This window comes from Lentzea sp. NPDC092896 (assembly GCF_044754905.1).
GTDB lineage: Bacteria > Actinomycetota > Actinomycetes > Mycobacteriales > Pseudonocardiaceae > Lentzea.
The window spans coordinates 414,946-427,011 of sequence record NZ_JBIVPX010000007.1 but is presented as its reverse complement, the minus strand read 5'-3'; the positions used below and the strand labels follow the sequence as shown (position 1 = coordinate 427,011).

Annotated in this window: 12 protein-coding genes; 4 read left to right on the top strand and 8 right to left on the bottom strand. The window is 68.0% G+C overall.

Annotated elements, in window-relative coordinates:
• Positions 1-69: 69 nt before the first annotated feature.
• Together ACIQF0_RS32340 and ACIQF0_RS32335 are read left to right on the top strand one after the other, a co-directional pair.
• Complete coding sequence (locus ACIQF0_RS32340) at positions 70-459, top strand: RidA family protein (protein ID WP_401035778.1); 390 nt, start codon at positions 70-72, stop codon at positions 457-459.
• Positions 460-518: 59 nt separating this feature from the next.
• A complete protein-coding gene (locus ACIQF0_RS32335; RefSeq protein WP_401035776.1) occupies positions 519-935 on the top strand; it encodes a hypothetical protein in 417 nt (138 codons plus the stop codon).
• On the opposite strand, the gene ACIQF0_RS32330 is transcribed toward ACIQF0_RS32335, so the two are convergent.
• From ACIQF0_RS32330 to ACIQF0_RS32320, 3 genes are read right to left on the bottom strand one after another with little or no spacing between them, the layout of a single operon-like run.
• A complete protein-coding gene (locus ACIQF0_RS32330; protein WP_401035773.1) occupies positions 932-1,363 on the bottom strand; it encodes a hypothetical protein in 432 nt (143 codons plus the stop codon). The two genes, ACIQF0_RS32335 and ACIQF0_RS32330, sit on opposite strands and share 4 nt — an antisense overlap.
• Complete coding sequence (locus ACIQF0_RS32325) at positions 1,360-1,725, bottom strand: hypothetical protein (protein ID WP_360034028.1); 366 nt, start codon at positions 1,723-1,725, stop codon at positions 1,360-1,362. The genes ACIQF0_RS32330 and ACIQF0_RS32325 overlap by 4 nt, the downstream gene beginning before the upstream one ends.
• Positions 1,726-1,767: 42 nt before the next feature.
• Entirely contained in the window at positions 1,768-2,544 is a 777-nt protein-coding gene (locus ACIQF0_RS32320; RefSeq protein WP_330274548.1) for a Tat pathway signal sequence domain protein, read from the bottom strand.
• A gap of 169 nt (positions 2,545-2,713) precedes the next feature.
• Between ACIQF0_RS32320 and ACIQF0_RS32315 the strand changes: the two genes are divergently transcribed.
• Positions 2,714-3,745: an FAD-dependent oxidoreductase gene (locus tag ACIQF0_RS32315; protein WP_401035768.1), complete on the top strand. Its 1,032-nt coding sequence runs from the start codon at positions 2,714-2,716 to the stop codon at positions 3,743-3,745.
• Here the strand turns inward: ACIQF0_RS32315 and ACIQF0_RS32310 are convergent.
• Entirely contained in the window at positions 3,742-4,308 is a 567-nt protein-coding gene (locus ACIQF0_RS32310; RefSeq protein WP_401035765.1) for a TetR/AcrR family transcriptional regulator, read from the bottom strand. The genes ACIQF0_RS32315 and ACIQF0_RS32310 overlap by 4 nt on opposite strands.
• A gap of 102 nt (positions 4,309-4,410) precedes the next feature.
• Between ACIQF0_RS32310 and ACIQF0_RS32305 the strand changes: the two genes are divergently transcribed.
• Positions 4,411-5,313, top strand: a complete 903-nt coding sequence (locus ACIQF0_RS32305; RefSeq protein ID WP_401035763.1) for a TIGR03564 family F420-dependent LLM class oxidoreductase — start codon at positions 4,411-4,413, stop codon at positions 5,311-5,313.
• 4 nt (positions 5,314-5,317) lie between these two features.
• Here ACIQF0_RS32305 and ACIQF0_RS32300 read toward each other — a convergent pair whose 3' ends face one another.
• The 4 genes from ACIQF0_RS32300 to ACIQF0_RS32285 all read right to left on the bottom strand — a co-directional run bounded on the left by ACIQF0_RS32300 (position 5,318) and on the right by ACIQF0_RS32285 (position 12,055).
• Positions 5,318-5,821, bottom strand: a complete 504-nt coding sequence (locus ACIQF0_RS32300) for an SRPBCC domain-containing protein (RefSeq protein ID WP_401035760.1) — start codon at positions 5,819-5,821, stop codon at positions 5,318-5,320.
• 80 nt (positions 5,822-5,901) lie between these two features.
• Positions 5,902-8,220, bottom strand: coding sequence for a transglycosylase domain-containing protein (locus ACIQF0_RS32295; RefSeq protein ID WP_401035758.1), 2,319 nt, complete (start codon positions 8,218-8,220; stop codon positions 5,902-5,904).
• A 164-nt stretch (positions 8,221-8,384) separates the two neighbouring features.
• Positions 8,385-9,458 carry a S1 family peptidase gene (locus ACIQF0_RS32290; protein WP_401035755.1) on the bottom strand — a complete coding sequence of 358 codons (1,074 nt, stop codon included), beginning with the start codon at positions 9,456-9,458 and terminating at the stop codon, positions 8,385-8,387.
• An 8-nt stretch (positions 9,459-9,466) separates the two neighbouring features.
• The gene (locus tag ACIQF0_RS32285; protein ID WP_401035753.1) at positions 9,467-12,055 is read right to left on the bottom strand and encodes an AbfB domain-containing protein; all 2,589 of its coding nucleotides are present in this window, start codon (positions 12,053-12,055) and stop codon (positions 9,467-9,469) included.
• Positions 12,056-12,066: the final 11 nt, after the last annotated feature.

Here is a 12,066-nt window from a genome sequence, read left to right as displayed (position 1 = left end):
TCTTCCAGGTCAGTGCTCACTCTCCTACGGTTACCGAGTAACCACAAGAGAGCGAAAGAGGAGAACGCAATGGCAGTCACGCTCATCAACTCCGACGAGCTGCCGCAGCTTGACGTCTACCACCACGTGGCCGTCGCCAGCGGCTCGAAGACGATTTACCTGGCCGGACAAGTGGCCTGGGACGCCGCGCCTGACCTCGCGCTGCAGACCGAGCAGGCCTATGTGAACGTTCACACCGCGCTCAAGGGCGCGGGGGCGTCGTTCAAGGACCTGGTCAGGGTTCGGGTCTACGTCGTGGGCTGGACGCAGGACAAGATGCCGGAGCTCCTCAAGGGCCTGGAGAACGCCAGGGCGCGGGTCGGCGAGAGCGCGAAGCCGCCGGCCACGTTGATCGGGGTGGCCTCGCTGGACGTGCCGGAGCACCTCGTCGAGATCGAGGCCACGGCCGTGATCGACTGATTTACCGGCGGCTAACCGGAAACGCGCAGGCTCCCGGGCAAAACCAGGAGGAGCTACCCATGCGCAAGATTCTGGCCGTGGCGGCGATCGCGGCTGCGGCAGCCACCGTGCTGACCGGTACCGCTCAGGCCGAGACCAACCCCGCCTGTCCCGGTGCCGGGCAGATCGGGTCGACTGCGTACGTGAAGAACGGCAGCACGACGGTCGCTTCGGTCAAGCAGTACGCGGGATGTGGGAAGAACTACTCCTACGTCTACGTGTGGGATTCGTGGATTGCCAGTCATGGCAGGGATTTCGTGCTGCGCACGTATGTTCAGACGCGGCCGAACAACTCCAACGGCTACAAGACCGGTGCTCGTGGGCAGCAGGAGTTGTGGTCGGGCGGGGCGGACACGCTGGACGTGTGCACGCGCGCTCACGGTGAGGTTGACGGGAGCAGCTACTTCCTGTTCGCCAAGACCAGCGAGCGTTGCTAGGACGCTGAGCGGAACTCCGCCAGGCCGTCTGCCAACTCCACGGCGGCGGTGGTGCGCCCGGCCGGGCTGTGCCGGTCGGGCCCGTGCTCTGGCAGCCGGGTCTTGTTCACGCGCAGGCTCGTGTCGTAGGCGCGGACGTGCTCGGCACATTCGCAGTTGCCCGCCAGCGGGGTCGGGCAGGCGAAGGCCGCGCGCAGCCGGTCGACGTCAGCGGCGGGGAGGATCGAGGACCAGACCATGACCTCGTCCTCCTCGCCGAACACCACGAAACCGTCGTAGCTGAACGATCGCAGTTCGCCGACCGAGCACGCACGGCAGAAGAGCACGCGCGTGTAGTCGTGCATCTGCTCGTACGGACCGCGTTCGCGGACGTTGACCACGAGTTCCTGCTGACCCGAGCAGATCAGGCAGTGGTCCGACCACCTCATCGGCGCATGCTGATCAGCAACGCGAGCCCGGCGGACAGGCCGATGAGAGCGCCAACAACCAGTTGGTTGAGCCAAACGGCCGCGGTGCCGCCGTCCGTGCGCAGCAAGGCCACGACGATCAGGCCCACCGCCAGGCCGATGGTGATCGGTTGCGCCAGCGGCACGTCCAGCGGTGCCATCGCCCGCACCATGCCGAGCAGCATCACGACGACGGCCAGGCCCATCGACCACCAGTACGGCCGGAAAGCGTGCAGTGACGCGCCGAAGTGCAGGACCGGTGGTGCGGCGATGAGCCACACGCCCGCCAGAAACGCGGCGACACCGGCCCTGCTCTCGACAGTTCGTCCGTGAAGGTCCCCCACGCGAGTGATTCTCACCTCTCGAAGGCTTCCTGGGAACACCCTCTATTCGTTCCGGTACGCCTTCATGTTGCGGAGCAACAGGTAGGTGTCCTGCAGTTGCGCGGAGTCGTTGATGCTCCGGTAGATGCCCCACTTCGGATGCGCCTGGTCACCGCCCAGCCACGTGTCGAAGCCGGACCGCGACGCGTTGACGACGGTCGTGCCGCCGTCCTTCAACGAATAACGCAGGCTGCCGGAGTCGGCGACCTTGATCTCGATCTCGACGTCGATCCACTTGTTGCGCAACGGCGCCAGCGGCGTGCTGCCGAGTTTCGCCTGGCCCGCGCCGAACAGTCGCATCTCGACGGTCTCGGTGGAACCGGAGCGGAACAGCGACATGGTGACCACCGGCGAGTCCACGCCGGTGTGCTTGACCTGGAAGATGTGCGAGAAGCTGGTGGTGCCCTTCAACGACGCCGGGATGTACATCTGGTAGTTGAAGCGCCAGGTCTCGCCCTTCTTCATGTCGTGGCGGGTGCTGCCGGTCTGGATCGCGCGCACCTCGTTGCGCTGCCGGTCGGAACCGTCCCGATCGGACTTGTGCATCACGAACCGGTACTGGTCGCTCTCGGCGAAGATGTGCGTGGCCGAGGGATGCGAGTTGGAGCGGTCGTCCTCGATGCCGACGAACGCCTTGAGGCCGGCCGAACCGGGGTTCGGCGCCCACTTCTGCACGAACGCCATCGCACCCACGTCAGCGGAGGCCACACCCGCGGCCAGTGGCGTGGCCGCGACGGCGAGAGCTCCTCGCAGCGCGGTGCGGCGGTTGAACAACTGCATGCGGTTCCTCCTCGAACCAGGGCGGCGGTTCGAGGCAGCGGTACGCACACGATCTGGGACAGACCTCCGACGTGTCAAGGGCTCACATTCGTGGAGAAACGGTGCAGATCCGGTGAAGGTGTTGCCGGGAAACGGGAACCGGTCCGGTGATCGGACCTAGCGTCGGGGCATGGACACCGTGGACGTGCTCGTCGTCGGCGCCGGGCTGGCCGGTCTCAACACCGCGCGGCTGCTCGCGCAGGCAGGCCTCGACGTGGCCGTTTGTGAACGCAGGACAAGCCTGGAGACGGGCATCCGCACGACTGGGATCTTCGTCCGCCGCACGCTCGACGACTACGAGCTTCCCCACCTGGGCCCGGCGGTCCGGCGTGTGCTGCTCTACCCGCCGTCGCACGAAAATCCGGTGGAACTGGTGAGCACGCGCGACGAGTTCCGCGTCGGCGACATGGAAGGCATCTACGCCGCCGCGGTCAAGGAAGCCGAACGGGCGGGTGCGCGCGTCAGCCTGAACTCCAGCTATCCGGCGAAATCCACGAAAGCCCGCTTCACGATCGGCGCGGACGGCGCCCGGTCCACGGTCGCGAAGAACCTCGGCCTCGACGTCAACCGGCGGCTCATCACCGGCATCGAGGAGGTCTACCCGGTCAGATCCGGCTCGACGCCGACGTTCCACTGCGTGGTCGACCCGCGGATCGCACCCGGCTACATCGCCTGGGTCGTCGACGACGGCGAGCACGCGCACGTCGGACTGGCCGGACGCGCCGACCGGTTCAGCGCGCCCCTCCCCCAACTGCTGCAACGCTTCCGCGACAGCTTCCCGACGCCGGCACCCGCCGGGCCGGTGAAGCGCCGGGGCGGGCCGATTCCGGTCGGCGGGCTGCTGCGCCGGATCGTGTCACCGCAAGGGTTGCTGGTCGGTGACGCGGCGGGCGCGGTCTCGCCGCTGACGGCGGGCGGGCTCGATCCGTGCATGCGGATGTCCGAGCTCGCGGCGTCGGTCACGTTCGACTACCTGCGCAGCGGCAACAGGTACGTGCTGGAGCACTACGACGCCGCGGCCATGCGACGGCGCTACCGCACCAGGTCGCTGCTGCGGCGCGGCCTGTCGCTCGTCAGGAGTCCACACCTCGCCGAGTTCGCGTTCACAACGCTGCGCACGCCGCCGGGAAAGGCCGTGGCCAGGCGGATTCTCTTCAACTAGGACACCAGAAGCCCGTCAGCGACGAGGGCCATCAACACTTCCGCGCGTTCCGCCGGATCGGGCGAGGACTCGACCGCCAGGGATATCCCGTTCGCGAGTTGCAGGACGTCGTCCACGGTGACGCCCAGGCCGACCGAACCCTCTGCCTGGGCGCGGTCGAGCAGCCGCTGTGCGGCTTCCCGGATCGTGGTGTGGGGCGAGAACTCCGGATCGGACTCGTACCCCGTCAGCGCCGGCCCGAGCCCCCGCACGGTGGCCGCGTGCGCCACCACGGCACGCAACCAGGTCACCAGGGCCGTCCCTGCGGCAGGCGCCGTCAGCAGGTCCTCCGCTCGATCGCGCAAGGCCTGCACGCGATCACGAAGCACCGCTTCCAGCAGTTCCAAGCGGCGGGGGAAGTGCCGGTGCAGCGTGGCCGATCCGACGCCGGCGCGGCGGGCGATCTCCTCCAGGGACGCTCCGGCTCCGGACTCGGCGATCACCGTGCTCGCGGCCGCCACCACTCGGTCGCGGTTGCGCTGCGCATCGGCCCGCCGACCTGACGAGCTGGGGGTTTCTCCCATGGGTCCGGCACCTTGTTGCTAAGTGGGGTGGGTCCCCCATATCGTACCGGACGACAAGTGGGGTGGCCCCTCCACTTAGATGAGCCGGACGAGCGGAGAAGAATGAAGATCGGATTAGCGGTCGGCGACGTGCGCGGTCCCGCGACCCTGGACGAGGTCGTCGGCCAGGTGCGGGCGGCGGCCGACGCAGGATTCGCCACGGCGTGGGCGAGTCAGGCACTGGGCTGGGACGCGTTGACCGCCATCGCGATCGCCGGTGCCGCCGTCCCCGGCATCGCCGTGGGCACGGCCGTGGTCCCCGTTCCCCAGCGGCACCCGATGATGCTGGCCGGGCAGGCACTGACGGCGCAGGCAGCCACAGGAGGTCGCCTGACGCTGGGCATCGGCGCAGGTGTCGCCGCGATGGTGTCGGGGATGTTCGGACTGCCCACCGACCGGCCCGTGCAGCGCATGCGCGACTACCTGACGGTGCTCGGACCGTTGCTGCGAGGGGAAAGCGTCGAACACCGCGGCGAAACGCTCACCACGGTCGGAGCGGTGACCGTCCCGGGCGAGGTGATGGCGCCGTCCGTGATCGTCGCGGCGATGGGGCCGCGGATGGTGCGACTGGCGGGAGAACTCGCCGACGGAACGGTCACCTGGATGACGGGCCCGAAAGCCTTGGGAGAGCACATCGTTCCCACCATCACCAAGGCCGCCGGAAGCAGGACGCCACGAGTCGTCGCCGGACTGCCCGTGTGCGTCACGAACACCGCCGACGACGTCCGCGCCCGGATCGCCGAGCAGTTCGCACTCGCCGCGCAGGTGTCCGAGTACCGCGCGACGCTCGACCGGGAAGGAGCGGCCGGACCGCAGGACGTCGCGATCGTCGGCACGGAAACCCAAGTGGCGCAGGCACTCTCCCGGCTCCGCGAAGCCGGCGTGACCGAGTTCATGGCCGCGCCCTACGGAACCGCCGACGAGCAGAACCGCACCATCGGCCTGCTCGCCGAACTGGCTCGCTGACGCCTCAGAGCTCGGCGGCCCGTTTCAGAGCGGCGTTCTCGGCCTGCATGCCGTCCTTCATGGCCTTGCCGATGAAGAGGTCCGCTCCCCCGGACAGCACGCCGTCGACCAGCAGTTCGTTGGTGACCAGCACGGTGCCGTCGGGCTGCGTTGTGAGCGTTCGACAACGCTGGCCGTAGACGAACCACGCGTTCCAGCCCGCGTCCTTCCAGCAGAAGCGTTGCCCGGGAACGCCGTTGAGCACGGTGTGCTTCGCGGCCATCTTCACCGAGCCGAGGAGCACGTCCACCCGAACCTCGTCGCCCGGCGCGGTGCCGCCCGCCGCCTTGACGACCCACGGGTTCCAGCGCGCGTAGCCGGGGAAGTCGGTGATGAGGCCGTAAATGCGTTCCTGGGGCGCGGAGATCACCGTCTCGGCGCGGTAGACCACCGAGTGCTCGCCAGGCTCTCTCGGGTCGAGTGGAGCGCCGTTAGCGAGCATCGCGAGCACCAGACCGGCTGCCAGCACGTGACCACCTCGTCAAAGAGATCGACCGGGACGCGGACGTGAAGAAAATACGCGTTTGCGTCCCGGTCGTCATCGGCCGATCAGCCTCCCGGGTTGCCTCCTCCGGGTGGCGTGCCGGTCGTGGTCGTCGTCGTCGGCGCGGTGGTGGTCGTGGTCGTCGTCGGCGCGGTGGTGGTGGTCGTGGTCGTCGTCGGCGGCGCGGTGGTGGTGGTCGGGTTGGTGGTGGTCTGCGAACTGGACGGCGGGTCGGACTTGCGCGGCTCGAAGTTGCCGAGCGGGTTCGGCTTCGGGAACTTCTCCGCCTGGACTCCCTGCAGAGCCGCGTCCATGAACTTCTTCCACATCTGGCCGGGCAGGCCGGAGCCGAAGACCGGCTTGCCGCTCTTGTCCCTGATGGCCACGTTGCCGGCGTCCTTGCCGACCCACACCGACGTGGACAGCTGCGGCGTGTAGCCGACCATCCAGGCCTTCGAGTTCTGGTCGAGGCTGCCGGGAAGCTCGTGCGTACCGGTCTTGCCCGCGCACTCGCGGTTGCCGGCGCAGGCGATCTTCGAGTAGCCCGGGATCTCCTTCAGCGTCTCGGTGACGTTGTCCGCGATGTCGCGGCTCTTCGTCTCCACCGGGTCGAACGCGGGCTCGGCCTGGTCCACGTGCTGGTAGAGCACGTCACCGGTCGGGCCGGTGATCTTCGCGACGAAGAACGGAGCCCGGTACATGCCGCGGGCGGCGAACGTCGCGAACGCCGAGGCCATGTCGAACGGCCGCACCTGCGCGTTGTCGGCGCCGATGGCGATACCCGCGTTCGGGGCTCCGCCTCCTTCACCGACCAGCGTCTGCTTGTCCGCACCGTTGATCCGGACGACCTTCGGGATGCCGGCCGCGTGCGCCGCGTCCGCCACCGCCTTCGTGCCAGTGCCCTCGGGGCCCGCCACCATGTCGTAGAACACGGTGTTGAGCGACTCCTTCATGGCCTGCTTGATCGGACATTGCTTGCCGCAGGTGGTGTTGCCGGCGTTGCGGATCTCGACGCCACCGATCTTGCGGGGCGCGGCGTCGTAGGTGTCGCCGATGCCCTTGCCCATCTTCAGGGCGGCCACCAGGTCGAACGGCTTGAACGACGACCCGGCCTCCTGGACCGTGCCCTTCGCGTAGTCGATGCCCTTCAACCCGTCCTTGCCCGGGTAGTAGGCGCGCACCGCGCCGGACTGCGGCTCGATCGCGCTCAGCGACGTCCGCAGGTCGGCGTCCTGGCCCTCCATCACGGAGTTCACCGCGTCGACCGCCGCCTGCTGCATCTTCGGGTCGATCGTCGTGGTGACCGTGACACCGATCTTCTGCGCCTTCTCCATCGTCATGCCGACGAGCTCACCGTCGATCTCGTCCTGCACCTGCTGGCTCACGCGGGCCAGCGGACCGTCCAGGCCCTGGGGCTGCGTCTGCTCGAGCGGCAACGGCGTCGGGTACTGGCGGGCGTCGTAGTCCGCCTGGGAGATCCACTTCTTCTGAAGCATCTGGAGCATCACGAACTCCCAGCGCTTCTTGGAGTGGTCGGCCTTCTCCGACCACGAGGGGAGCTGGATCATGCCGGCGATCAACGCGGCCTCGGACGGCGTGAGGTCCTTCATCTGCTTGTTGTAGTAGACCTGCGCCGCGGCCTTCATGCCGTTCGCGCCACGACCGAAGTACACCGTGTTGAGGTACGCGGTGAGGATCGTGTTGTGGTCGGACTCGTTGCTCATCTTGTAGGCCTGCACGAGTTCCATGAACTTGCGGGTCAGCGTCGGATCCTCGTTGCCCGTGGCCTTCTTGATGTACTGCTGCGTCAGACCGGAACCACCCGAGCTACCACCCGTCGCCTGGATCCACACCGCGCGGACGATCGCCTTGGCGTCGAAGCCGGGGTTCTCGTAGAAGTCCGCGTCCTCCGCGGCCATCACGGCCTGCTTGACGGTGTCCGGGAGTTCCTCGTACGTCAGCAACGTGCGGTTCTGGCCCGGCGAGGTGATCTTCCCGATCTCGTCGCCGTTGGAGTACAGCAACGTGATCGTCTTGTCCTGCGCGTCCGCGATCTCGTTCGGGCGCGGCCATTCCACGAGCGGGTACGTCACCGCGATCGCGATCACCGGAGCGAGGAGCATGAGGCCGATCGCGACGAACGCGCCGATGCGGACCCGCTTCCAGATCTTCTTCTTCCGCAGACGACGCGCTTCGTCCTCGCTGAGCTCCGGCTCGTCGTCGTAGTACTCCTCGTCGTCGTAGTACTCGTCCTCGTAGTACTCGTCCTCGTAGTACTCGTCGGCGGGCTCGCGATGCGTCATCAGTTCGGGCTCGCGCTGCGGTGGCCGGGTCGCCGGAGGGATCCGTGCCGTGCGCTCCTCGCCCGGTCTGCGCGGGGGCATGCGCCTCGGCGGTCCAACTTCATCGTCCCTGAATGGTTTGTTCGGCCCCATCTCCCCAGGACGCGCGAAAGATCAGGTGGTTCCGCACATGACGATCTTCGCCGCGGAACGCCGCCGGGACGTGAACGCGACACCATGCGCATTCACGTCCCGGAGGACATCGATCAGGCCGTCAGAAGCGTCAGCCCGTACGTGCGAAGGATTTCGTTGACGGGCTGGAACCAGGTGCGGCCGCCGCCGGAGCAGTTGCCGTAACCGCCGGACGTCACGCCCTGCGCCTGGTCACCGGTGATGAACGAGCCGCCGGAGTCGCCCGGCTCGGCGCACACGCTGGTGCCGACCATCTCGTAGACCGCGCCCTGCTGGTAGTTCACGGTCTCGTTGCGGCCCTGGACGACGCCGCAGTGCCAGTGCGTGGTCGAGCCCGAGCGGCACACCGAGGTGCCGGGCGGGGCCTCCCACGAACCGCGGACGAGCGCGTCGCTCACCTGGCCCCAGCCGAGCACGACCGGCACGTTCCACCAGCCGCCACCGGTGCGCACCCAGCCGTAGTCGTTGGTGGGGAACGAGGATCCGACGAACTCGCCCTGCCACGAACGGTCCCAGCCGTACACGTTCCAGGCACCGACGTTGCAGTGCCCGGCGGTGACGTAGCCGCCGTGCACCGAGAAGCCGATCGAGCAGCGGACGTTGCCCGTGTAGAACGGGTCACCGCCGACAGTGCCGGCCGCGAACGTCTGCGGCCTCTGGACGCCCTCGGTGTTGACGACGACGTCCTCGGGCAGACCCGAAACGTCGGCTCCCGGCAGAGCGTCGACCACCACGGCGCCGCGCTGGACGTCGACCCGCCACCCGGCGACGTCCTTCGACACCGATCCGGCCTTCGACAGTCTGTCGATGCCCGTCTTCACCGCGTTCAGGGACGCGAGTGTCTTCGTGCGCAACACCGGCTGCGCGCCCGCGGCCTTGACCGCCTCGACCTTCGCGGGGTCCGTCACGGCCACGTTCAACTTGCCGTCGGCGTACCAGCTGCCCCCGAACGCGTCGGCGGCGGCCTGCTCGGCGGCCGGTGCGATCTTCAGCGCCACCTTCTCGGCGCGGATCCTGGTCAGGGCCTGCGCCTGGGTGATTCCGAGGTCACGGCTCATCGCGTCGACGACGTCCGCCGACGCCGTCACAGCAGGGATGGTGATCGTGCTCAGCACGATCGCGGACACGGAAACTATGCGTAGCAGCATGTTCTCTCCTACGGTGTCCAAGGTGAGCTCACGGCCCAGCTCACGTCTTGGTTGTACGAGGCAGGGTTGTCGTACGTGTGCGCGCCGCCGTTCGAGGCGACCCAGACCTCCTCCGCGTAGTGCCGGATGTTGGTGCCGAGCTCGTTGACCGATTCGAGCCGGACGCCGCCAGTGCCCTGTTGCGCGCAGAACGTCGCGTCCCGGCGGAACAGGTCGGTGTTGTCGTTGGTGCCGAGGCGGACGCGGAAGTCCGCGTGCCGCAGGAACTGGCCGGAGATGTTGCGGGACTCGAACGAGTAGCAGGTGGGGTCGGCGAGCCCGCGCCGGATGACGAACGTCGCGTCCGCCTTGGTCAGGCTGTCGCTCCCGCTGGTCACGACGTCAGTGCGCGCCAACGACTCCCGGTGCCGCAGGTAGCGGTCCGTGAAGCCGGGCGAGGTGACGCGGAACGAACGGGCCTGGTCCAGCGGCAGTTCCGCGCCGCTGCGCCACAGACCGGTTCCGATCGCCCATGTGGTGTCCGCGGCGAACGAGTTCGCGGTGTCCCAAGGGTTCGTGCCGCCGGAGCGTGCCAGGTACACGCCCTCGTTGTAGTGGCGCACGAACGAACCGCGCACGTTGAACGATTCCAGTGCGGTACCGCCAGAGCCTTCCCTCGGGCAGAACGTGGCATCGGCGGCGATCGTGCCGTTGTTCACGTCCAGGCGGATGCGTCCGTTGCTGTGCCTGAGGAACTGGCCGGGGAAGTTCCGCGACTCGAACGACAGGCAGGCCGCGTCGGCGAGTCCGGGACGCGGGTGGAACGTGGCGTCCAGCCTGCCCAGGTCCGTGCTGACCAGGTCGGTGCGGGCCAGCGAGTCCTGGTGGCGCAGGTAGCGGTCGGTGTAGCCCGATGTGGTGACGCGCAACGACACCACGTCGTCCGGACTGACCGCCGTGCCACGCGCGACCGCGAGCACCCTCTGGTTGACGTCCCGCACCCTCGACTCGGTCATCTTCAACACGCGCCGGTCGTAGGTGTAGAAGCCGTTGACCTCGTTCTCCACGTCGTACGGCTCGGTGTAGACCATCGCCGACAACCCGCGGGTGTGGATGAGCCGCTGGACCTGCTTGATGATCTCCTCGTACCGCTTGGTCAGCGACTGCTCGTCCGGGTACAGGGCACCGTAGGCGAATCCGGCGCCCGGCTGGTACTCGTGGTCGACGACCCGGCGGCCCAGGCCACCGAACTCGCCGAGCATCGCGACCCGGTTGCTGTCGGGCAGCCGGGTGTTGGCCGAGATCTGGTAGTGGTGGTCGTCGATCACGTCACCGTTGCCGGGATCGGGATCCGAGACGCAGCAGTTGGATCCTGAGTTGTGGTTGATCAGGCGGGTGTTGTCGATCGAGCGGATCAGGTTCACGATCCGGCCCGCGTCGTACTCGCCCCAGCCCTCGTTGAACGGCACCCACTGCACGATCGACGTGATTCCCTTGAGCTGGTCGATCATCCGGCGCAGCTCGGACTCGTAGTTGGCGTGCGAGTTCGGTGCCTCGTCGATCGAGTCGACCGCGGGCATGTCCTGCCAGACCATCAGGCCCAGCCGGTCCGCGTGGTAGAACCAGCGCGCCGGCTCGACCTTGATGTGCTTGCGGACCATGTTGAACCCCAGCGCCTTCTGGCGTTCGAGGTCGAAGCGCAACGCCTCGTCGGTCGGCGCGGTGTAGATGCCGTCCGGCCAGTAGCCCTGGTCCAGCGTGCCGCTCTGGAAGACGAACTTCCCGTTCAGCATCGGCCGCATGACGCCGCCGATCATCGCCTTGCCGAGCGAGCGCATGCCGAAGTAGCCCGTCACGACGTCCCCGCTGGCCAGCGTCACGCGCAGGTCGTAGAGGAACGGGTCGTCCGGCGACCACAGCCGGGCGTTGGGCACCGGCACCCGCAGCGAGCCGCCGGTCGTGCCGGTCTGCCTGCCGACCACCTGCCCGCCGCTGAGCACCTCGGCCGTGACCGACTGGCCCGCGGTGCCCTGCACGACCAGGTCGAGCGCGCCCGCGCCGACGTTCGGCGTGGTGTCGAGACGCGTGATGTTGGCTGCCCGCACCGGTTCCAGCCACACCGTCTGCCAGATGCCGGACGCGGCGGTGTAGAAGATCCCGCTCGGGTTGCGGCGTTGCTTGCCGATCGGATAGCGGCTGCCGTCGACCGTCGAGGTGACGCCGACGATGATCTCGTTCGCACCGGTCGTGAGTGCCGAGGTGATGTCGAACGAGAACGCGTCGAAGCCGCCGGTGTGCGTGCCGACCTGCCTGCCGTTGACCCAGACCCGCGTTTCCCAGGTCACGGCACCGAAGTTGAGCTTGACGTTGCGACCGTTCCAAGTGGACGGAACGGTGAAGGTGCGGCGGTAGAACATGTTGTCCTCGTGCCGCTTGATCCCCGACAGAGCGGACTCGATCGGGTACGGCACGAGGACGCCTTCGGCCAGCGGGCGGCCGATCGGCGGACTGTTCAGGTTCGGTGCTCCGGCGAACTCCCAGACACCGTTGAGGTTCTGCCACTCGGTGCGCACCAGCTGCGGTCGCGGGTACTCGGGCAGGGCGTTCGTCGGCGACACCTGGGCGGTCC

Bases quoted from the DNA above. Each gene is read 5' to 3' on its own strand.
- ACIQF0_RS32290 (WP_401035755.1), bottom strand. From the start codon at position 9,458: ATGCTGCTACGCATAGTTTCCGTGTCCGCGATCGTGCTGAGCACGATC.
- ACIQF0_RS32320 (WP_330274548.1), bottom strand. From the start codon at position 2,544: ATGCAGTTGTTCAACCGCCGCACCGCGCTGCGAGGAGCTCTCGCCGTC.
- ACIQF0_RS32330 (WP_401035773.1), bottom strand. From the start codon at position 1,363: ATGAGGTGGTCGGACCACTGCCTGATCTGCTCGGGTCAGCAGGAACTC.
- ACIQF0_RS32295 (WP_401035758.1), bottom strand. From the start codon at position 8,220: ATGCCCCCGCGCAGACCGGGCGAGGAGCGCACGGCACGGATCCCTCCG.
- ACIQF0_RS32315 (WP_401035768.1), top strand. From the start codon at position 2,714: ATGGACACCGTGGACGTGCTCGTCGTCGGCGCCGGGCTGGCCGGTCTC.
- ACIQF0_RS32335 (WP_401035776.1), top strand. From the start codon at position 519: ATGCGCAAGATTCTGGCCGTGGCGGCGATCGCGGCTGCGGCAGCCACC.
- ACIQF0_RS32310 (WP_401035765.1), bottom strand. From the start codon at position 4,308: ATGGGAGAAACCCCCAGCTCGTCAGGTCGGCGGGCCGATGCGCAGCGC.
- ACIQF0_RS32340 (WP_401035778.1), top strand. From the start codon at position 70: ATGGCAGTCACGCTCATCAACTCCGACGAGCTGCCGCAGCTTGACGTC.
- ACIQF0_RS32305 (WP_401035763.1), top strand. From the start codon at position 4,411: ATGAAGATCGGATTAGCGGTCGGCGACGTGCGCGGTCCCGCGACCCTG.